Below are 20733 nucleotides of genomic sequence, written 5' to 3'. Positions count from 1 at the left end.
GTCGAGGGACTGCCATCCTGGCAGGCCAGGCGCCTGGCCACGGTGCGTGGCGGCGCTGATCTCCGCTGCGCTCTCCGGGCACGGAACGTGAAGGGCGCTCTCGCATGGCCATCGAGACGATACCCATCGATCGCGAGGACCGCCTTGCCGGCGTCCTCCTTGGGACGGCGGTCGGCGACGCGCTCGGCCTGCCCAGAGAGGGCCTGTCGCGCCGCCGCGCCGCCCGCCTTTTCGGCGCGTCGCCGATCGAGCACCGCTTCGTGCTCGGCCGCGGGATGATCAGCGACGACGCCGAGCACGCGTGCATGACGGCCCAGGCCCTCCTGGCCGCGCCGGGGGACGCGGCGCGGTTCGCGCGCGCGCTCGCGTGGCAGCTCCGCGGCTGGCTCGCCTCGCTGCCGGCGGGCGTCGGTTACGCCACCTTGCGGGCGATCCTCAAGCTGTGGCTCGGGTTCTCTCCAGAGAGGAGCGGCGTCTTCTCGGCCGGCAACGGCGCCGCGATGCGCGCGCCGATCCTGGGCGCGGCCCTCGCGCTCACGCCGTCGCGAATCGATTCGATGGTGCGCGCGTCCACCCGCCTCACGCACACAGATCCGCGCGCCGAGGAGGGCGCGCGGATCATCGCCCTTGCCGCCGCGTATGCGGCGGTGCGCACGCCGGAGCAGGTGAATCCGGCCGAGCTCCTTTTGATGCTCCGCGAGCGCGTCGAGGACGAGGAGCTCCGCCGCCGGCTCGACTGCGCGGCGGAGCTGCTCGGCCGGCGCGCCTCTGCGGAGGACTTCGCCCGGGCGATCGGCCTCCATGAGGGCGTGAGCGGCTTCATCGTGGACACCGCGCCAGCGGCCCTGTTCTGCTGGCTCGCGCACCCGGGCGATTTCCGGCGCGCGGTGGAGGACGTGATCCTGCTCGGGGGCGACGCGGACAGCACGGGCGCGATCGTCGGCGGCCTCGCGGGCGCGACGCTGGGGGCGCGCGGGATCCCGGGAGCGTGGCTCGACGGCATCGCCGATTTCCCGCGATCGATCGCGTGGATGCGGCGGCTCGGCGCGCGGCTCGCGCGGGTGTTCCGGGGCGAGCAGGGGGAGGGCGCTGTGGCAGGGGAGGAGCGAGACGCCCGAGCGGAGGGGCCTCTCGGCCTCTTCTGGCCCGTGTTGCCGCTGCGCAATTGGGTCTTCCTGGCGCTGGCGCTGGGGCACGGCTTCCGGAGGATGCTGCCGCCTTACTGAAGCGGGAGGAAGGCGGTGCCGGCATTGCGCGCTCGGCGCGCCTTCCGAGATGCGCGGCTGAGCTGGTGCTCTGGCTTATCGAAGCTGCGTCGGGAAGCGCGCTCTCTGCGGTGCTTCTGGCTATAGTCGGCGGGTGACGACGCGTCGCAAGCAGAGCAAGTCGCCGCCCGCGCCCCCGGTGGGAGCGAGCACCGCCGGTGGAGCACGGCTCGTCCTCGAGAACGTCCGCTGCTTCGTGCGCAGCGAGGTGCCGCTCGGGGCGCAGGTCACGGTCATCATCGGGCAGAACGGCTCCGGCAAGACGAGCATCGTCGAGGCGATCGCCTCGCTCGCGCCCGGCGAGGGCGAGGGGCTCGACCGGTTTCCGCTGCGCCACGGCGGGTCGGTCGGATCGATCTCGCTCTACGGCGCTGGCCCCGAGCCGATCGCGCGCTGGACCGATGGGGCAGCGCGCTCCGAGCGCGCGCGGCTCCCGCGTGGGCACCACGTCTTCGGTTATGGGCAGTATCGCGCCCTGCGCCCGCCGGTCAGGCCGCGCCAGGCGACCGGGCCTGCGCTCCTCGGTCCAGAGTGGGAGCAGGCGCTGGCCCGGGCGCTCCCCGCTCACCTGGAAGACGCGCTGCGCCGGCCGGCCACGCGCACGCTCGTCGATTTCGACGAGTACCTCTTCCGGGACCTCGCCGCCTACGTCGCGATCCTGGAGGAGCGGGGCGAGTACGATCCCGCTGCGCGGGCGGTCTGGACGCGGCTCCACGGGTGGCTCGTGGGGCTCGACAGGCGCATCGAAGACGTGGAGATCGTCGAGCGGGAAGGGCGCCGGGTGGCGGCGTTCCGTCGCTCGGGCGTCTCGCTCTCGATCATCGAGCTCTCCGACGGGTACCGCGCCATGCTCTCCGTCGTGCTGGATCTCGCGATCCGCTATGCGCAGACCTTCTCTGCGCTCGACGATCCGCTCGCTGGCGAGGCCTTGGTGGCCATCGACGAGGTCGACCTCAACCTCCACCCTCGCTGGCAGCGGCGGATCATCGACCGGCTCACGAGCTTGTTTCCGGGCACGCGCTTCGTGCTGACCACGCACTCGCCCGCGGTGGTGCAGGCCGCCATCGACGACAAGGAGCGCGCGATCGCGGTCCTCGTGCTGGACGAGAAGCCGGGCGAGGGCACGACGGTGCGGCGGTTGACCGAGGGGGACCTGGAGCGGCTCGACGGTGCCGAGGTCGACTCGGTGATGGTCGATGGAGCCGTCTTCGATGTGCCCTCGCGCCTCTCACCGACGTACGAGGCGCTGGAAGTGGAGGCTGCCGAGCTCCGGCAGAAGATCGAGGGCGGCACGGCGACGGCGCGCGACCGGCAAAGATTGCTGAAGGTGCTGGACGAGCTTCAAGGCGTGCTCGCGCGGGAGGAGGAGCGGGAGGGCAAGGGCCCGCTGCTGTCCGAGATCGCGCGGACGCAGATCGCGCTGCTCAGGGTGCTGGATTCACAGCTTACCGCGAAGGGAGGGGGACGGCGTGATCCGGCTCCGGCGAAAGGGCGTCGCAGCGCCCGCTGACTGGCAAGAGGTGGTCGACGCGGCGTTCCCGGACGCGGCGGCGTTCTGGAGGAAGGCGAGGGCCTTCGAGAAGCTCGCCGAGCAGGGGGCGAAACGGAAGAAGGGGTTTGCACGCTATGCGCCGGAGGTGTTACCGGCCGACGAGGACGGAAAGCCGGATTTCCCGCCGGTCTGGCGCACCGATGCGCGGGTCCGACAGGCGATCGCCCGGATGTCGCACGGCTTCTGCGCGTACTGCCAGTCTCCCGTCAGTTCGACGCACCCTGGGAAGGGTGGAGAGGACAGGCCGCCGGGGCAGGTCGAGCACTTCCGGCCCAAGGCGCGTTTTCCTGCACAGGTTTACGCGTGGGACAACTACTTCCTGGGGTGCATGGGGTGCAACGGCACAAAGCACGACAAGTGGCCGGCCGAAGGGTATGTTCGGCCTGATGAGGGCAAGCCGGGCAGCCGTTTCGTCTTCGCGGAGAACGGCGAGATCAAGGCTCGTGAAGGCGATGAGCAGGCGAGGTGCACGGTCGAGGACTTCGGTCTGGACCGCCATTGGCTCACCAAGCACCGGGGGCAGGCGATCCAGAGCCATCTCGACTTCGTGCGGAGGCTGATGGGACGTCCCGGCATTCAGCTTCAGGACATGTTGATAACGCGTCCTGTGGCGTTCTCCGAGGCGATCAACCAGAACGTGTGGCGCGTTTGGGCGAACGGGCGACGGAAGAAGAAGCCCTCGCGTGTGCGGCCTCGGCGCGCGTGATGAGCGTCTCGAGTTTGTCTTGCTGCTGGGGATCTTTCTCGATTCTCTTCCAAATTTTTAGCGCCTGAACGGCGCTTGGATCAGCCGAGGGGATGGCGTCGAGAAAGATGGAGTACGCCGTCTCCGAGACGTTAGTTAGATATGCCACGAAAATGGCGGCGCACTCGGCGAGGGTGGTGGGCCGATTTTGCATTTGGGAGATGCTGGCGAACGGATGCTTCGTCTGGCTTGGGTCTTTTAGGAACTTGAGGATTGCCCTCGTCGCCGGCTCGTATTCGATGAATGCAAGCAACCTGATGATCGATGCCTTCCCTTCCGTGCTCGCCTTGTCGAGCGAGCGAACAAGCACCGGTCCAGCCAACTCTCCCAGAAAGTAAAGCGTCTCGAACTCCGTGTGGCTCGCCGGCGGAACCAGCCGCGCCACGCGTTTCTCGATCTCCTTCCGCAGCGGCTGCCTAACCTCGATGGCGGTCTCGGCGCATTGCGCCGCGAGCATCGTCCCTACAGCCACGTCCTCGCCGTCCTTGTCGAGCAGCCCGCGGATGATCCGGTCCGCGTGAGCCCCTGGAAAGCCGGCCGAGAGGACGATGACCTCATGCCACCACTTGTGCTTGTAATTGCGCAGCAGCTCGTTGTAAGCGTGCGCATTTACCAGCTCCATCGCGGCGAGGTACTCCTGGAACGTCAGGTGCGAGAACGCAAACGAGCCCGGGGCCCGCTCCACGAGCACGCCGTTGCGGTCGCGGATCTCGGCCACGATCGCCTCCGCCTCCTCCTCCGGACGGCCGAGATCCGGCAGGTGCGCCGCGAGCCTCTTGACGACCTCCTCCGCGGGCAACTCCGCCACGCGCGCCTTGTGCATCGAGAGCGCGAGCCGGGCGAGCAGGGCGCGCTTCGCGTGGGCGTCGAGCTTGCCGATGGCGGCGCCGTCCGCGAACTTGGCCCGGTCCCACTCATAGAGCAGCACGTTGGTGATCGCCTCGTACAGGGCGACCCGTCGCTCCGGGATCCGCTGACCCAGGAAGCGGTGGACGACGCAGATGACCGAGCAGAGGAGGGGAGTCTGCGCGAGCTTCTCGATCGCCCGGCTCGCCCTCACCCGCTCTTTCAGGTCGTCTGCGGCGGCGCGCGCGTCGATCTCGGCCTGTCCGCGTGGCTTGTTGAGGCTCAGCTCGGCGGCCAGACACCAGCGATCGATGAAGACGGCGACCTCGTCGCGCGTCATCGGCACGAGCCGCGCGCGCGCAAAGCCCCTGGGCGCGGCCTCGTCCTTACCGGGCGTGGCGGCCGGCCTCGTCGTGACGACGACCGGGATCCCCGGATACGCATCGAGCATCGCCGTGAGGGCCGGGAGCACCTTCCCTGCCACGTGCGTCCGGGCTTCATCCAGGCCATCGACGAGGAGCAGCGCACGGCCGCGCTGCAGCGCTGCTTCCACGAACCAGGCCTCGGCACCGGCGGCGCGAGCGATCTCCTCCGGGGTCGCCGCGGCCTCTTGAAGTGCCCGCACCGGCACGACGAACGGAATCGATGCCCGATCGCCTCCTTGGGTCGAGGTGGTCAGCTCGCCCCGAGCGGCGCGCGTGGCCAGGTAGGCGAGGAGCGTCGACTTGCCGCTCCCCGGCTCACCGATGATCAGGAGCCGTGGGTGGTTCACGAGCGCGTCCGTGGCGAGCACCCGCGGCCGCTCGAGGGCGTGCAGCATGGCGCTCGCTGCCTTCGCTTCGGACGCCGTTACGCCGCCCTTGGGTCTCTTGCCCGCTCCTTTCCTGGGTTTCGCCGCGCGCGGCTCCTCGGACGGCTCCTCGACGTGCAGCGGCACATAGGCGATCTCGAGATCCTGCCGGACGCGCGCGCTGAGCTGGAGTCCGCGGATCTCGATCTGCCCGTGCCTCGCCTCGATCTCCCGCCGGTACGCCCGCTCCGCGGCAGCGAAGCGCGCCTCTTCGTCGCCCCTGGCTGCCGCCTCGAGCACCGCGCGCTCTTCAGCGCACCGGATCTCGAACACGTCTGCATCCGGAAAGGCGTCCTCGAAGCCCTTTTGCCCCCACCGCTCCACCAGCGCGCGTAGCTCCCCGCGCAGCCCCTCCGGGACGGGATAAGGCCCCCGCGCCTCGAGCGCATCGCGCAGCCGCCGCCTTGCCCGCTCACGCCGGTTCTTGCGGACCATGTCGGGCAGGTCGCCGCTCGCCCGAGGGACCTCCGGCGCGTCGGCGAAGACCGTGTCGAGCACCGCTTCCTTGGACTCCGTCGCCGTGTGTTCCATCTTGGAGCGGCGCTTCGCCCCGACGGTCTTGCCTCGCCCCGCCCGGGTCTTCGCCTCTCGTACGGCCGTCGTCACGAGCCGGCATCCTAGAGATCGGCCTCCTCACCGTCCAGCCGCCGAGCGCCGCGCTCCTTCCGGGCCGCGCCTCCCAGGCTACACCACGCGTCTGGAACGGCTTCCTCACGCCTCTGCCCATGGCATGCTTCTCCCCCGGGCCGCCCATGCGCTTCGTCACGTACACCCCGCCTCCGCCACTCGGCCGTTTCGTCCGCCTGCTCTGGTACTACGCCGCCCCCGAGCTCCCCGACCTGCTGGAGCGCGTGCTCCCCAGCGGCGCCATGAGCCTCCTCATCAACCTCGCCGAGGACGAGCTGCGCTGGTACGACGGCGGCGCCGCTCGCTGCCACCGCCTCTCCGGCATCGCGGTCTGCGGCGCCCACGCCGAGCACTTCGCGATCGACTCGGCGGAGCAGCGCGCGATCGTGGGCGCGGAGCTCTCCCCGGGCGGCGCGGCCCCGTTCTTCGGCCTGGACGCCGGGGAGCTCGGCGGCGCCCACGTCTCGCTCGACGCGCTGTGGGGGCGCGAGGCCGCCCTCGTCCGCGAGCGCGTGCTCGAGGCGAAGACCCCCGAGGAAAGGCTCCGCGCGCTCGAGTCCGCCCTCGCAGCGCGCCTTCTCCGGCCGCGCGCGCCGCTCGAGCGCGATCGCTCGGTCGATTTCGCGCTCGCCGCGTTCGCGGACCCGTCCCGCGCGTGGACCGTGGCCGACGTGACAGGGCAGCTCGGGATGAGCTCGAAGCGGTTCATCCGGAGCTTCACCGAGCGCGTCGGCCTCACCCCGAAGCGTTATTGCCGTGTGCAGCGCTTCCAGCAGGCGGTCTCCGCGATCGAGCGCGGCGAGCGCGTCCCCTGGGCGGGCGTCGCGGCCGCGTGCGGCTATTACGACCAGGCGCACTTCATCCACGACTTCCGCGCGTTCGCCGGCCTCACGCCCACCGAGTACGTGACAAGGCGCCGCGAGCGGAACCATGTCCCGCTCGACGGCTGACCACCGGCGCTGGCCGAGCCGGCGCTCCCAGCTCGGCCGGCTCAGCCGGCCGGCATGTTTTTACAATACCCGCTCCGGCCGCGTGGGCATCCTTCGCGCATGACCCAGCGACCACACCCCATCGCCCCGCCCCCGTACCACGCCGTCGTGCCGCACCTCGTCGTCGCCGGCGCGCCCGACGCCATCGCGTTCTACAAGAAGGTGTTCGGCGCGACCGAGAAGCTGCGCCTCGCCGACCCGAAGCTCGGCGGCGCCATCGTCTGCGCCGAGCTCGTGATCGGCGACTCCATCGTCAGCGTCGCCGACGAGGCCCCCCAGTGGAACGCGCGCGGCCCGAAGGCGCTCGGCGGCTCGCCGATCGTCCTCACGCTGAACGTCGAGGACCCCGACGCGGTCGCCGCGCGCGCCGTCGAGGCGGGGGCCAAGATCATCTACCCGATCGCGGACCAGTTCTACGGCCGGCGGGAGGGCAGGATCGAGGACCCGTTCGGGCACCAGTGGATCCTGTCGGCCTTCATCGAGGACGTCTCGGTCGAGGAGATGCAGGTGCGCATGGCGAGGTGGTGGGAGGACCAGGGCCCGAGCGGCGCCTGACCCGCGCCGCGTCGGCCGCGTCGGCCGCGCGCCGCTACGCCGCCGCGCCGCCGCCCGCGCCGGCTGCGGGGCGGCGCGGCTGCAGGCTCACCGGGCCCATCGCTTCCGGGCCCGGAGCGTGGACGCGGCGGCCCTCGCCGGCTCCGGCTCGTGCGGCAGCTCGTGCGGCGTGGCGCCGCACGTCACGCAGGCCTCCAGCTTCGTGGATCTCGGCGCGTGCGACGACTCCGGCGCCATGCCGGCGTCGGGCCAGCCGCACGACACGAGCTCGCTCCCGGCGTCCGTCGGCGTGAGCGAGTCCGCCATCGAGTGGACCGAGCGCTTCATCTCGGTGAGGCGCGCCAGCTGAAGGACGAGCGCCGTGAGCCGGGCCGGATTGAACGGCTTGAGCAGGACGTGGTGATACACGGCCTCCTTCGAGCGCGTGTACTCCTCGGCGCCGGTGATGAGGAGACAGCTCGTGTACACGGGCATGTTCGCCACCCTCCGGAGCAGCTCGTCCCCTTTCATCCCAGGCATCACCACGTCGGAGCAGACCAGGTGAAACTCCCTGGCTTCGAGCAATACGAGCGCCTGCTCCGCCGACGTACATTCCACGACGTCGACGTCCCCGGAGAGGACTGCGGAGATGGACCTCAGCGCCCTTTCGTCGTCGTCGACGACGAGGACGCAATACTTTCGTCGGGAAGACGAGATCGTGGCGTCCCTGTGCTGACCCTGCGAAGAGGTGCGATGGACTCTTACGGTCGATGACACGGTGGCTGCCTCCCTGCGACGATGGCGGGCCCGCATCTCTGCCGCTGTGCCGCGGAGTTGCGCGAGCGCGCTTGCGTGGTGTCGAGGGCCTGCACGGCACCCCCCGGCGCCGACGGCCTCTTCTATCGAGGTGTACACGACGATGTTTGTTCGAGTCAACCGCGCAACATGCTCTCTCGACAGGCCGGCGCGAAGATCTCGAGTTCCGTTCGACCTGCTTGGACGGTGTCGTGGAGGCACTCGGGACGTCGAAGATGCAACGCGAACGGCCCAGTTCAGTGCGGCTGCGGGCGCGCGCCTCGGGGCACGGTCGCGATGCACGGCGGAAACAAATCCAACTTGTTCGAATCTTCACATGGGTATCGTGTGAGGTACTGCACTCGCGATGCCCTTCTTCTCTTCTTCGCACGCTTTCACGCGGTTTCGCACGGCTGGCACTTACGTGCTGATCGGGACTTCCCTGTTTCTGTCGGGGCTTCCCCTGTCTCAGGTGCCCTGTTCGTGTGGAGCTGGCGTTTTCGTGCTCTGCAGCTTGCGTCAGCCCGTGCGATCGCCCGCGTCGAGCCATGGGGCGAACTGCGGCAGCGACCGGCAGGTGGCTCGAACACTCCTGTTGAGCCCGCCAAGCGATGGCTCGTGAAACGGCTCCTGCTCGATGCGGGCGGTGTTTGCGGCGATTGCCGCTGTGCCGGCGCCCTCTCCGCGCCTTGGCCCAGGCGAGCGCCGACTACGACGCTTTCTTCCGCGTCCTCCACGCGCGGCCGCGAACACGGCGGCGCGCGGCTCTCCGCGCTTTGCGCGGCCGTCGACGGCGAGATCGTCACCGCGAGGACGACGCGCGCCGCGCTGTCGAGCGTGCCCCCGCTGGCGCGCCCTGCCGCCGGCGCCGCTCGCCCGCGTGGCTGGCGGCGCGGCGCTCGGGGGCCCTGCTCCCACGGGATCTCGCGCCGACGGCCGGCGCTCTCCATCGCGCCGCCGCCGCCGCGCCGCGATCCCGCCGCGCGGCGCGATCCCGTGCGCGCTCCCGCGCACCTCTGGCCCGCGTGAGGGTAGACTCGGCGCAATGTTCTGGTTCGATGCCGTCCTGCTCGGGGTCCTCGAGGGCCTGACCGAGTTCCTTCCCGTCTCGTCCACCGGTCATCTCATCCTGCTCGGCGCGTGGCTCGGTCACCAGAGCGAGGCGGCGAAGACGCTCGATATCGTGATCCAGCTCGGCGCGGTCCTCGCGGTCGTCGTCTATTTCCGCGAGCGCCTCTCGACCACCGTGCGCGGCATGGTCCGGCGGGATCCGGACAGCCTCCGCCTCGCGCTCGCCCTCGCGTTCGCGTTTCTCCCCGCCGCCGTGGTCGGCCTGCTCTTCCACAAGGCCATCAAGGCGTACCTGTTCGGCCCGGGGCCCGTCGCGGCCGCGCTCATCGCCGGCGGTCTCCTGATGATCGGCGTCGAGTCGGTCCGCCGCCGCCGGCCGGATCAGGGCGCTCCGCGCGTCGAGGACGTCACGCTCCAGCGCGCGCTCGCGATCGGCTTCGCGCAGTGCTTCTCGCTCTGGCCCGGCGCGTCCCGCTCGATGACCACCATCGTCGGCGGGCAGCTCTCGGGCCTCAGCACCGCCGCGGCCGCCGAGTTCTCGTTCCTCCTCGCCATCCCGACGCTCGGCGCCGCGACCGTCTTCGATCTCGTCAAGAACGGCCGCGCCTTGCTCGACGCCCCCGGCGGGATCGTGGCGCTCGTGGTCGGGCTCGCCGTCTCGTTCGCCGTCGCCCTGCTCGTGATCGCGGTCTTCCTGCGTTACCTCAAGCGTTATGGCCTCGCGCCGTTCGGCTGGTACCGCGTCGCGCTCGGCGCGCTGGTCCTCTGGCTCTGGCTCGCGAGCCGCTCCGCCCCCGCCGAGGCCGGCGCCGCCGCGGCCTCACCCGCGCCGCGGGGGGACGTCGCGGCCGCAGCGGACGGCCTCGCCCGTACCGGCGATCACCCGAGCCGCCCGTAGGCGTAGAGCCAGCGGGCCGTCGTCTCGCCCCGGTTGCGGACGGTGTGCACCACGCCGGCGCGGATCTCGATCTCCTCGCCGATGCGGGGCACGATCGTCGTGCCCGCGAGCGTGAGCTCGAGCTCGCCTTCGAGGACCATCAAGAGCTCGTCCTCGTCGTGAACGTAGTCCCTCCACACGCGGCCGGGCGGATCGGTCCAGAGCCCGCCGTGGAAGCCGCGCGCGCGCCAGCGCTTCAGCACCTCGTCGCGAGTCGCCGTATCCATCCGCGCCATCTTGCCCGAGGCGCAGGACATCTTCCACGTCAGCGCCGGAGCGGCAGGGCCCGAACCAAGGCGCCCCCGCCCTCGTCGAGGCCGGCGCCGCGCGTCCGCGCTCGCGCGGGGGCCTGCACGCCTGCACCGCGGACGGCCCGCTTGCGAACGACGGCGCATCGGGCTAGGATGCTTCTTCTCACGAACGTCCCTGGCCCTCGATACGACGCTTTCCCGCTTCCCTCGCGTGAGGGAGCCTGCAGCTCGCTCGGACGACTGGACGACGCACCGTGTGACCGCGCGGGAGTTCCGCGCGGCACGTCTCCGTTCGATCCGTTACGGCTTCGTCGGATGGCAGGCCGAGAGCGCCGCAGTGGCGCACCAGAAAGCCGTAAAAAAGCAGGATGGCATGGGAAATCGTCTCTACGTAGGAAACCTTTCGTTCAGCACCACCCGCGAGACCCTCGAGTCCGCGTTCGCCGCAGCCGGCGAGGTCCGTGAGATCGCGATGCCGACCGACCGCGAGACGGGGCAGCCGCGTGGCTTCGCGTTCGTGACCATGGGCTCGGCCCAGGCCGCGAACAGCGCGATCTCGCAGCTGAACGGCGCCGTCCTCGATGGTCGCGCGCTCAAGGTCAACGAGGCGCAGGAGCGCCCGGCCCGCGGCTTCGGCGGCGGTGGTGGCGGCTTCGGCGGCGGCGGCGGCGGTGGTGGCTTCGGCGGCGGTGGTGGGGGCTTCGGCGGCGGCGGCGGCGGCTTCGGCGGCGGTGGTGGTGGCCGCGGCGGTCGCGGCGGCTCCGGCGGCCGCGGCGGTCGCGGCGACCGGTACTGACTCGCGGGCGCGGCGCGGCGCCGCTCGTGCGCCGCGCCTGCGCCTTCAGGACGCACCGCGAGGTGCTGAAGAACGCGCCCGGAGGCGCTGAAAGGCCTGGCTCCCCATGCAGCAGAAACAGGCAGCAATGAAGCGGCAAAAAGAACGCGCTCGGCAGGAAAAGCAGCGCGAGAAAGACGCGAACCGCCTCGCGCGCCGCAAGGAAAAGGGCCCCGGTGAAGGTGGAACACCAGGGGAGGATCCGGACATCGCAGGGATCGTCCCGGGGCCACAGCCTCCCGTTACCGAGTGAAACGCGCAGCGCGGGCCGAGGCGCGGACAGCGCCCCGGCCGCCGCTCGAGACGTACGCCGTCCCGGGCGATAAGCTCTCGCCCTACGCTTCCGGGCTACGGTACGTGGCCGTGGCGACGTAGCGGAGGACCCGGGAGCAGCACTCGCCGCCACAGCTCCCTCGACAGGCGCATTCACCCTCGAACCGCGCTGTGCGCGAAGCGAGGCTCCTCAGGATCTCCTGCGTCACGTCGTAGCCGCCGTTGTCACAGGAAGAGTACGAGCACGGCATTTCGAACAGCGCATGCGCATGCTCGACGACGACGCGGCGGATGTACTGCGTCTCATTCATGGCCGAATTGGGCCGGGTCTCGCGAATTTCCAGGTTCAGGCTCGTGAGCTGCGGCACCTTCTGAAGGAGCTTGCCGGCCGCCTGCTCCCGCCTCTCGCGGAGCAGCATGCGCTCCTCCCGCTCGATATTCCGGCGACGATTCGCTGAATACATCGATCACCTCTGTCCTGCCGGGCAGGAATATATCAATCCCCCTAGCCCCTGTTCAGTATAGCGCAGGCGACCGGTCGGCGCATGCACAATCTGGGCTCTCCTCGCAGTCGGCGCTCTGCATTCGCAGCCTCATCCACGGCGAAGAGCGTGACGGAAGACCGCCTGGATCAGGAACGACATGCGTTACATCGGTCACACCGGTCACATCGGTCACATCGGTCATGTCGGTCATGACGGTTGCCCGTGACGACCAGGGCGCTCGCAGGACGCGTGAACATCGCCCGATGTCGAGCGGACTGTGGCGATCGCGATGAGCGAGCACGGGTTGGTGCGCACGACAGGAGTGCGGTGCTCCAGAGAGACGTCGCTCGGGGGCAGTTGAATGGCCAGAGAGCGCTTCCGCTGCCGGAGGACGGCGTTGTGGCGTACCTGAAGAGTTGCAGAGAGCAGCTCTGCGTGACCCGGCCGCGGCAGCCTCGGCCTTGGGCCGACCATCACGGGCCGCGAGTGGGACCGCTCCTCCTCGCGAGGGCCAGCGACCGGCCTGCACGACCGAGCAGCAGCCATCGTGAGCGTCAACAGGGTGACGCCGGGACCGTGTCAGACCGGCGCGGTCAGCTCGCCGGCTCCGTCGGCTCCCGCGCCGGGCGCCGGGGAGGCGGCCGGGGCGCCGCTCGTCGCTTCGCCCTTGGCGCCGCCCTGGGCCCTCCGGGCGCTGGCCTCGCGGTGCGCGTCGAGCGGGCGGAGGGCCTTCCGGACGGCCTCGACGGTCTCCGGCTCGTCCTCGTCGACCATGCCGGCGACCTTGGTCGCGTAGTTGACGATGGCGGACTGGATGGCGCGCACGTACGTCGCGAGGTTCGATGTCGCGGCGGCCTCTTTCTGTAGCTTGTCCCGCACCATCGCGTCGTAGCGCGGCAGGACATTGCCGATCTGCTCGAGGAACTCGGGCCCTGCGACCGCGTCGATCTCCGGCTTCAGGCCCGCTTCCTCGATGTGCGCGGCGATGGAGGCCATCACCGTGTTCTGCACGGGGTACTCGGCGATGAGGAACGAGAGGCCGTCGTCGCCGAAGAGCTCTTTGACCAGCTCTCCGGCGCGCCGCGCCTGCGGGAAGCGCCCCTCGGGCAGCATCGAGGTCGCGATGAGGCGCATGCGCAGCGCCCCGAAGCTCGCATCGGCCTCCCTGTCGAGCACCCGTACGTCGTCCTCGGACAGGGCCCCGTTGACACGACGGCGCGCGGTGAGCGCCTTCTGGCCTGCCTCCGCGGCGGCCTTCAGCTTCGTACACGCCTTGGCGACGTTCTCCGGCGCCGTCTCGGGACAGGCTGCGACCAGCGCGTTGGCGAGGGTCACGCCATTGGCAATGTTGATGATGGGAGCGCGAACGTAGATCGAAGCATCGAACGTTTGGTCCATCGTGGCACGCTAAGCAGGGCTCTGTCCTTCGTCGAGCGCTCCTGTCGCCGTTAACGTGCTATGAATCGTGCTGGTGCGCAGCTCAGCGAACATCTTCAGAGGTGCTGGAGCGCGGGCCTGACGCGGGCGGGATAGGGCGGTTGCATCCCGGAGCGCGGCGAGGGGGTAGCCGAGGCGGGTGACACGCCCGCGGGGATCGTCGATGGGTCACCGGCGTGCTCGGAGATACCGATGGGGTTCGCCGACGGGTCGCCGGCATGCTCGGAGATACCGATGGGGTTCGCCGACGGGTCGCCGGCATGCTCGGAGATACCGCGGGGCTTCCCGGAACGGGTCGCCGTCGTGCTTGCGCAGACCGATCGGGCTCTTTCCAGAGGTCGTCGACCTGTGGGACAGGCCCGGAGGCCTCCCAGAACGGGTGAGCCACCCGTTCGGCAGACCTCGAGGCCTCCAGCGCCCGCCCGCCCGCGCGGGCGTGGCGGGCCGCAGCGGTCCGGAAAAATCCGTTGCGAGGGATCGGTCGTGGTCCGTAATTCCATTCTGTGCATGTCGCGACCGGTCGTGGCCTATCGGCGCTGCCCTGCACCCCTTGCCTGACGATCGAGCGGAGTCCCTTGCGCCATCCACGTCTGAACGCCATCGGGTGGAATCTTGCCGTGTCCCTGATGCTGGCCGTGCTGCCGGCCTTCGGTCAGGTCCCGCCGGGCGGCGCGCGGCTGTCCTATACACGCGGCTCGGGCGCGGACGGGTGTCCCGAGGAGCAGGCGCTCCGGGACGTCGTCGCCGCGCAGCTCGGCGGGATCGACCCGTTCGTGGACGGCGGCAGCGGCGGCCGGCGGGTCGAGGTGGTCGTTGCGCGCAAAAGGCGGCATTTCCTGGGGGAGATCGCGCTGTACGACAGCGACGGCCGGCGGCTCGGCGGCCAGGAGGTCACGAGCGCGACCTGCGGGGCGCTGGTGGAGGACGTCGGCACCGCCCTTGCGATCATGCTGCGCCCGGTGCGATCAGCGCGGGAACCGGCGCCCTCTCCGCCGTCAGCTCCGGCGCCGGCGGAGAGGGCCTCCGCGCCTTCGCCGCCGGAGACGGTCTCCCCGGGAGGAGCGCCGGCGGGGTCCCCGCGCGCGCCGGCCGCGGCGCCGTTGCCGCCGTGCCAGCCCGCCGCGCCGGCGCGGTCCGCGGAGCGCCGCGGCCCCTCGCTGGCCTGGCCGCGGCTTCAGGCCGGGGCCGGGGCGCTGATCACCGAGGGGCTCGCGCCCGCGCGGGCGGTCGGGTTCTCGGCGTTCGTGGGAGCCCGGTGGGAGGCGTTCTCGCTCTCACTGGAGGGACGGATGGACCTGCCGGTCGCTACCGAGCCGTATCGGGGTGGGATCTTCGGGGTGTCCTGGCTCGGGGGCTCGATCGTCCCATGCAGTCAGATGGCCTGGTTTTTCGGCTGTGGCCTCGTCACGGCAGGGCGCGTGCGGTACTTCGGTATGGTCAACGCTGTCGGGGAGGCGTCGTTGCCCTACGCGGGGCTCGGGGTGCGCGGTGGCGTGGAGGTGCCGCTCTCCTACTCCCTTGCCGCGCGGCTCTCTGGCGAGCTCGTGGCCAACCTCGTACGTCCAACGTTTCATCTCCGTGGCAGCGAGAATTGGTCGGTAGCCGGCTCTTCCAAGGTGGGAGCCTTGCAACTCCTCGCTTCGTTCTGATCTGGGCTCGATGGTTCGCCGCTCGGAGCGCGCGAGCCTGGCGCATCACGCCTGCTGGAAGGATGTGGATGAGGCTCTGCGTAGATGCTGCCGCGAGGGCCCAGGTCCACCTATCTCATGCAGGTACCGGATCAGGGATCGGCTCGGGGCGGCAGCAGAATGTCGCTGCGCCGAGCAACGCGACGCTGCCGTTCGGCTCGCCACCCGTCGGCTCGCAGGCGCCTGGATCGAGGCTGACAACGCTCGCGGATTTGCTCCCAAGCGCCGTTCCAGGGGAGATCGTACCACAGAAGGGAGCCTCGGAGCTCACCACCACGCCGACGGCAAAGTGTGAGCATGCACCATCGCTGAACGCTGAGGCCAGGACGCTGCAGCTGCCGCCCGCAGGATCGGCGCAGCCGCAGGGGGCGCAGCCGCGTGTGTCTTCGGCGCCGGCATAGAAGACGTGCCGGTCCGGGTAGGTCGCCGGGCAGTCCTGCTCTCCCTCATGATAGATGCACGTCAGGAACGCCTCGGGCGGCGCGGCATCGCCGGTTGGCGGCGCCGGGGTGCAGATCATCCCGGGATCGGAGCACGGCGCGAACGCCGTGCCGGTGCACGCCCGTGCGAAGAGCGCGAAGCTCCCGGCGCTTTCGGGCTCCTCCGGCTCCTCGAGGCTCTCCGCGATCCTGGGCGCGCAGCTTCCCGGAAGCACGCGGGGAGCCGGGATCTCGAGCGACTGCGCGCACAGGGCGCCATCGCACATCTCCCCGGCGGCGATCGCGCCGGCCGAGGTGCAGGCTCCGTCCCAACCTCCGGGAGCAGCGAACGGTGTCTCGGTGGCGCCGGGGACGTCGCAGGGAAAGCTCGTGTAGGCGCTCCACACCGCCGGTAGCTCGCACGAGGCGTCCGGCGGGTCGCACAGGCATGCCGGGCATGGGCGCGGCGCCGGCGCCGTGAAGTCCGCATGGCCCTCGTAGCCGACGCTCGGCGCTGCAGCGGGGCACTCGGGCGCGCGATCCGGCGGGCCGATCCAGACCAGCGACGGCTCGGACCAGCCGAGCGGTTCCCTCGGCACGCACTGCCCGGTGCAGGTCTCCCGCAGGGTGGGATCGAACCCGGGGACCGTTGCGCTGTCGAAATCGGCGCCAGCACCCCCATCCGCGCAGGCGTCGCCTGCGTCAGGGCCGGCATCGCCGCACGCGTCGGCGCCGTCGCCACCCTCCGCGGGCTCCTCCATCACAAGACAAGGACTCTTCTTGAATCCAGGCTCGGGATCCCAGGGGCAATACCAGGCCTCCGGGGTTGCGCAGCCACCAGCCCAGGTGCCCAGCACGATGGTGGTGCACGACGCCATCACCATCGCGCTCTTCACCCGTCGAGCCCATCGCCTCATCATCTCACCTCTTCACTCCGCGGGTGCAGCTGCCGAGAGCGCAGTGCTACCGCGCGAACGCCTCCGGAGGGAAGCACGGGAAGAATGGCGCGAGAAGCCCCCTCCTCATGGACGCTCGCGGGTCCCCGTTGCGTCCGCCATCAGGTTCTTCTCGGAATGATCTGCGCAAAAAGTTCGCATCCATCGCGTGCCCGCCGAGCGAACCTCGTCGTACGGCGCTCAGATCGTGCCGAGAGATGCTGACAGGCTCGTCGATGGCCGCTCGCCGATGCACCTGGTTGATTTCGCAACGGTATGCGGAAACATCATGTAATGACACAGAACGGCGGTGGTCATCGAGGCGGCCACGGGCGCCCCCGCACGTGGGGCCACCGGGGCCCGATCTTTTTCTGACCCGCGTACGATTTCGCCACAATCCGGCCCATCTCGCCGGAACACGTAGAGATGACGGCGTCTCAACCCCCCCGGCCTCCGCCGGCCCCCGCCCATGACACCGACCCCGGATCGGCATCTGATGCCGACCCCGGGCTGACGGCCGACGCCGCCCCCGGGACGGCGGCCGAGCCGCCCCCGCGGCCCACCTTCGAGGAGGTGTACACGGGCCTGCTCCGGTACGTCCTCCGGGTGCTCTGGCGGATGGGGGTGCCGGCGCGGCACCTGCGCGACGTGGCCCAGGAGGTGTTCCTGGTCGTCCACTGCCGCTTCGGAGAGTACGACCCCCGCTTCTCCATGAAGGCGTGGGTGGCGGGCATCGCGTCGAACCTCGCCCTGCGGCACGTGCGGCTCGCCAGGAACCGGCGGGAGCTGCTCGCGCGCTCCGACGGCGAGCGCGTCGACGTCGCGGACCCGGGGTACGACGCGGAGCAGCGGTTCGCGCAGGCCGAGACGCAGAGGATCGTCCGCGGGCTCGTCCAGCGCATCGAGGGCGACCGGCGCGTCGTGTTCCTCCTCTACGAGCTCGAGGACATCGAGATGCGCGAGATCGCCGCGGCGCTCCAGATATCGGAGAACACCGCGTGGGACCGGCTGCGGCGGGCCCGCAAGGAGTTCGCGGCCGCGGTCAAGCGGCTGGGCGCGCGGGAGCGCGACGCGCTCGGCCTGTACGGCGCGCGTTCGGCTCTGGCGCCGCTCGCCTTGGTCCACGGGCTGCGGCTGCTCGAGCTCGGGGACGCCCGGCTCGACCTGCCGGAAGACCTCGGCGAGGTGCTCTGGGCGCGGCTCCGGGCGCTGCTCGCCCCCGGGGAGGGCGACGGGGGCGCGTCAGCCGACCTGGCTGCGCGAGTCCTCCCGCCCGGCGAGGGCGCAGCGGAGGCTGTCCCCGCGTGGGACGCGCGCCGCGCCCCGGCGAGCTTCGCGAGGGGTGGTATCGAGGTCATGCGGGCGAAGCTCGTCGCGGCAGGCGCAGCCCTGTTCCTGGGCGGGGCCGGCGCCGGCGCCGGCACGCTCTACGCGGCGCTGCCACGCACAGCGCCGCCGGAGATCGGCCTCGCTCGCGGCGACACGCTCGCGGCGGTCCCGGTCGGCTCGGACGCGCCGGCCGCGCTCGCCGATGTCCCGGCGGCGGTGTCCTCGGCGGCGCCCGCGCCGGCACCGCCCGCCGCAGTCGGCGCGGGGGCGGCCGTCCCACCGATGGATGCCGACTTGACCCTGATCCAGCGCGCGATCGCCGCGCTTGGATCGGGAAGAGCGGGCGAGGCGCTCGGCGCGCTCGACCGCCATGCGCGGAGCTACCCGCGCAGCCCGAGAGCCCAGCAACGCGAGACCCTGGCGATACAGGCCCTCGAGCAGACCGGTCGGCGCGTCGAGGCCGCGGCGCGAGCCGCCCGGTTCCGCGAGGCGTTCCCCGGCAGCGCATACCTGCCCGCCATCGAGGACGCGTTGAACGGCTCTCCGTGAATCCGTGAAGCCCAGCCCCAGCCCGCTCCCCTCGGCCGGAACAGAGTGCCGTCGAGGTGCCATGAGCACCAGGAGCTCTGCTCCTCCGGTCGGCGTCCTCCGGTCGGCGTCCATCGCGCCCTGAGCCCATCGAGCGCTCTCCGGCCCCTTCAGCCGGAGAGCGCGCTCGACCCATCACCACGCCGGCGCGAGCGCGGTGTCGGTATCACGGGCGTGCAAACGAGCGTGCTCGCTCGATATCACGGGCGTGCAAACGAGCGTGCTCGCTCGATTTCGCAGCGAAGCGCGGGTGCGCTGGAGAACTCGCGCGCATGGACGCGTCATTCGACGAGCGACGGCTCACCGTAGAACGCAACACCAGCGTGCTGCGGCGTGCCGTCGGAACACCCACCCACCGTCGCGAACACTCTCCCTGCTGCCTGGCGCCGGTCTGCCGAGGCGCGGTGCGCCGGAGAACCCGATGAGCCGTCGCAAGCGCGGCGCGCCGCCTGCTCCGGGACTCTCGATGTCGCTGCGCCCCGAGGTATCGCCGCCCCTCGACGCTCTCGTCGCGGAGCGGCGCCTGATCCTGTCCAGGCTCATCGCGTGCGGCGTCCACGCGCGCGACTGCGAGGACGTGCTCCAGGACGTGCTCATCGCCGCCTGGAAGGCCATCCAGGCTGGCAGGTACCGCCCTGATCCTCGGAGCGCGCCGCGCCGCGCGCTCCGGGGCTGGCTCCATGGCATCACGTGGCGGCAGGCAGGCCATCACCTGGGGCGCGCCCACGTCCGCCGCGAGGTCCCGGTCGACGATCCGCGCGCGCTTGTCGACGAAGGCAGCGTCGATCTGGACGGCAGGCTGCTTGCCCGCGCAGCGCTCCGCAGGCTCGTCGAGCTGCCTGCGCACCATCGCGATCTTCTCCTCGCCGCGGCAGGTCCCCATCCCTTGACGTCCTACGCCAGGGCGCACGGGCTGAACCCGGCCACGGCCGCCGGCAGGCTTCAGGTCGCCCGAAAGGCGCTCGCCGAGCGGATCGCGCGGCCGGTCTGCCAATCCGGGGATTCGTCGAGGAGCGCGGCGAACGAGCTGGAGCGTATGCGCACGACGCGAGCAGGAGCATATGCGCACGACGGGAGAGCGGACCTTCGTGAGAGGCAATGAGCCACTGTCGCCGTATCTCTCGGGCGAGCGCTTCCATCGCCGCAAAGAGATCTTAGGTTGCTCCCGATATGCACGAAGAAGCCCTGCGCGATCCGCCGCGGTCGCCTTCAGAGGAGACTCCACACCAGGACCAGGAGGAGCAGCGTCTCGCGCGCGCCGCGGCCCTCGCGGCGTGCGCGCCTGTGCCCGCCCGCATCGGCAACGCCCTCGCCGGGACCGCCGGGTGGACGGACCCGACCCTGGTGAAGAGCCATAGATTCTACCCGAAGGGCGTGTCGAGCCCGGCAGAACGGCTGAAGTTCTACGCGTCCCAGTTCCCCGTGGTCGAGGTCAACTCGAGCTATTACGCCCTCCCGCGTCCGGGGATGGTGGCGCAGTGGATCGAGCGGACTCCGCCTGATTTCGTGTTCAACGTGAAGGCGTTCGCGCCGCTCACCCAGCACCCCGTGGAGCCCGCCCGCCTCCCCCCGGACGTCCAGGGCGCGCTGCCGGCCTCGCTCTTCGACCGGCGGCGCCTCTACCCGGCAGACCTGCCGGCCGAGACCCGAGACGCGCTCTGGGAGCGCTTCCGGATGGCGGTCGATCCGCTGCGCCAGGCGGGCAAGCTCGGGTACGTGCTCTTCCAGTTCCCTCCGTGGTTCACGGCGACGCGCGGCAACGTGCGTGTCATCGAGGAGTGCCGGAGGCGCATGGAAGGGCTCCCGTTCGCCGTCGAGCTCAGGCACGGATCCTGGGGTATGCCCGGCCGCATCGAGCGCGTCGTGGATCTCCTCCGGGACCTCGGCGCATTCTACGTCATCGTCGATGAGCCGCAGGGCAAGCAGAACAGCATGCCTCCCACGGCCCTCGTCGCCGATCCTCGCCTCGCCGTTGTGCGCTTCCACGGCCGGCGCGAGGAGACCTGGGATGCGCCCGTCGGCGTGAACGAGAAGTTCAGGTACGTTTACGATCCCGTGGAGCTCGCTCCGTGGGCGGAGACCGTCGCGCGGATCTCCCAGGAGGCGGAGCAGGTCCACGCGATCTTCAACAACTGCGTGTCCGACCATGCCGTGGTCGGCGCCAGAGGGCTCATGGCTCTCCTCGCCCGCAGGTCGGCCGCGCTGGCGGACGAGGCCGCCCCGGTCCCGGTGAGCTCGGCCGTCCACTGAGCCTCTCGGCGCCGCGGCGGCCTGCGAATCAC

18 protein-coding genes are annotated in these 20733 nt (G+C 70.8%); 12 read left to right on the top strand and 6 right to left on the bottom strand.

Annotation, left to right across the window (positions count from 1 at the left end; genetic code table 11):
• Nucleotides 1-104 precede the first annotated feature (104 nt).
• From POL72_RS10515 to POL72_RS10505, 3 genes are all read left to right on the top strand, one after another.
• Nucleotides 105-1226, top strand: a complete 1122-nt coding sequence (locus POL72_RS10515) for an ADP-ribosylglycohydrolase family protein (protein ID WP_272094940.1) — start codon at nt 105-107, stop codon at nt 1224-1226.
• Between the two features lie 133 nt (nt 1227-1359).
• Nucleotides 1360-2775 (top strand): AAA family ATPase, encoded by a 1416-nt coding sequence (locus tag POL72_RS10510; protein ID WP_272094939.1) that lies wholly within the window; start codon nt 1360-1362, stop codon nt 2773-2775.
• A gap of 10 nt (nt 2776-2785) precedes the next feature.
• On the top strand, nt 2786-3523 hold the full coding sequence (locus tag POL72_RS10505; protein ID WP_272094938.1) for an HNH endonuclease family protein: 738 nt from the start codon (nt 2786-2788) through the stop codon (nt 3521-3523).
• On the opposite strand, the gene POL72_RS10500 is transcribed toward POL72_RS10505, so the two are convergent.
• Nucleotides 3444-5864 carry an NACHT domain-containing protein gene (locus tag POL72_RS10500; RefSeq protein WP_272094936.1) on the bottom strand — a complete coding sequence of 807 codons (2421 nt, stop codon included), beginning with the start codon at nt 5862-5864 and terminating at the stop codon, nt 3444-3446. The two genes, POL72_RS10505 and POL72_RS10500, sit on opposite strands and share 80 nt — an antisense overlap.
• A gap of 119 nt (nt 5865-5983) precedes the next feature.
• On the opposite strand from POL72_RS10500, the gene POL72_RS10495 reads away from it, so the two are divergent.
• Both POL72_RS10495 and POL72_RS10490 read left to right on the top strand, forming a co-directional pair.
• On the top strand, nt 5984-6835 hold the full coding sequence (locus POL72_RS10495) for a helix-turn-helix domain-containing protein (protein ID WP_272094935.1): 852 nt from the start codon (nt 5984-5986) through the stop codon (nt 6833-6835).
• A 99-nt stretch (nt 6836-6934) separates the two neighbouring features.
• Nucleotides 6935-7429, top strand: a complete 495-nt coding sequence (locus POL72_RS10490; RefSeq protein ID WP_272094934.1) for a VOC family protein — start codon at nt 6935-6937, stop codon at nt 7427-7429.
• A gap of 87 nt (nt 7430-7516) precedes the next feature.
• Here the strand turns inward: POL72_RS10490 and POL72_RS10485 are convergent, their stop codons facing one another.
• Nucleotides 7517-8059: a response regulator gene (locus tag POL72_RS10485; protein WP_272095929.1), complete on the bottom strand. Its 543-nt coding sequence runs from the start codon at nt 8057-8059 to the stop codon at nt 7517-7519.
• 1189 nt (nt 8060-9248) lie between these two features.
• Between POL72_RS10485 and POL72_RS10480 the strand changes: the two genes are divergently transcribed.
• Nucleotides 9249-10172, top strand: a complete 924-nt coding sequence (locus POL72_RS10480; RefSeq protein WP_272094933.1) for an undecaprenyl-diphosphate phosphatase — start codon at nt 9249-9251, stop codon at nt 10170-10172.
• Here POL72_RS10480 and POL72_RS10475 read toward each other — a convergent pair.
• The gene (locus POL72_RS10475; RefSeq protein WP_272094932.1) at nt 10154-10438 is read right to left on the bottom strand and encodes a cupin domain-containing protein; all 285 of its coding nucleotides are present in this window, start codon (nt 10436-10438) and stop codon (nt 10154-10156) included. The genes POL72_RS10480 and POL72_RS10475 overlap by 19 nt on opposite strands.
• Before the next feature lie 397 nt (nt 10439-10835).
• Between POL72_RS10475 and POL72_RS10470 the strand changes: the two genes are divergently transcribed.
• Together POL72_RS10470 and POL72_RS10465 are read left to right on the top strand one after the other, a co-directional pair.
• Complete coding sequence (locus POL72_RS10470) at nt 10836-11258, top strand: RNA recognition motif domain-containing protein (RefSeq protein WP_272094931.1); 423 nt, start codon at nt 10836-10838, stop codon at nt 11256-11258.
• A 106-nt stretch (nt 11259-11364) separates the two neighbouring features.
• Nucleotides 11365-11550: a hypothetical protein gene (locus POL72_RS10465; RefSeq protein WP_272094930.1), complete on the top strand. Its 186-nt coding sequence runs from the start codon at nt 11365-11367 to the stop codon at nt 11548-11550.
• Nucleotides 11551-11632: 82 nt separating this feature from the next.
• Here POL72_RS10465 and POL72_RS10460 read toward each other — a convergent pair whose 3' ends face one another.
• Together POL72_RS10460 and POL72_RS10455 are read right to left on the bottom strand one after the other, a co-directional pair.
• Complete coding sequence (locus POL72_RS10460) at nt 11633-11989, bottom strand: hypothetical protein (RefSeq protein WP_272094929.1); 357 nt, start codon at nt 11987-11989, stop codon at nt 11633-11635.
• A gap of 645 nt (nt 11990-12634) precedes the next feature.
• Nucleotides 12635-13453, bottom strand: coding sequence for a hypothetical protein (locus POL72_RS10455; RefSeq protein WP_272094928.1), 819 nt, complete (start codon nt 13451-13453; stop codon nt 12635-12637).
• A 656-nt stretch (nt 13454-14109) separates the two neighbouring features.
• Between POL72_RS10455 and POL72_RS10450 the strand changes: the two genes are divergently transcribed.
• Nucleotides 14110-15141, top strand: coding sequence for a hypothetical protein (locus tag POL72_RS10450; protein WP_272094927.1), 1032 nt, complete (start codon nt 14110-14112; stop codon nt 15139-15141).
• Nucleotides 15142-15256: 115 nt separating this feature from the next.
• On the opposite strand, the gene POL72_RS10445 is transcribed toward POL72_RS10450, so the two are convergent.
• A complete protein-coding gene (locus tag POL72_RS10445) occupies nt 15257-16519 on the bottom strand; it encodes a hypothetical protein (protein ID WP_272094926.1) in 1263 nt (420 codons plus the stop codon).
• A gap of 441 nt (nt 16520-16960) precedes the next feature.
• Here POL72_RS10445 and POL72_RS10440 point away from each other — a divergent pair, with 441 nt between their 5' ends.
• The 3 genes from POL72_RS10440 to POL72_RS10430 all read left to right on the top strand — a co-directional run bounded on the left by POL72_RS10440 (nt 16961) and on the right by POL72_RS10430 (nt 20701).
• Complete coding sequence (locus POL72_RS10440) at nt 16961-18412, top strand: RNA polymerase sigma factor (protein ID WP_272094924.1); 1452 nt, start codon at nt 16961-16963, stop codon at nt 18410-18412.
• Nucleotides 18413-18872: 460 nt separating this feature from the next.
• Entirely contained in the window at nt 18873-19553 is a 681-nt protein-coding gene (locus tag POL72_RS10435; RefSeq protein ID WP_272094923.1) for an RNA polymerase sigma factor, read from the top strand.
• 68 nt (nt 19554-19621) lie between these two features.
• Nucleotides 19622-20701 (top strand): DUF72 domain-containing protein, encoded by a 1080-nt coding sequence (locus POL72_RS10430; RefSeq protein ID WP_272094922.1) that lies wholly within the window; start codon nt 19622-19624, stop codon nt 20699-20701.
• Nucleotides 20702-20733 lie beyond the last annotated feature (32 nt).

This window comes from Sorangium aterium, assembly GCF_028368935.1.
GTDB lineage: Bacteria > Myxococcota_A > Polyangia > Polyangiales > Polyangiaceae > Sorangium > Sorangium atrum.
This window is presented reverse-complemented; position numbering and strand designations above follow the sequence as displayed.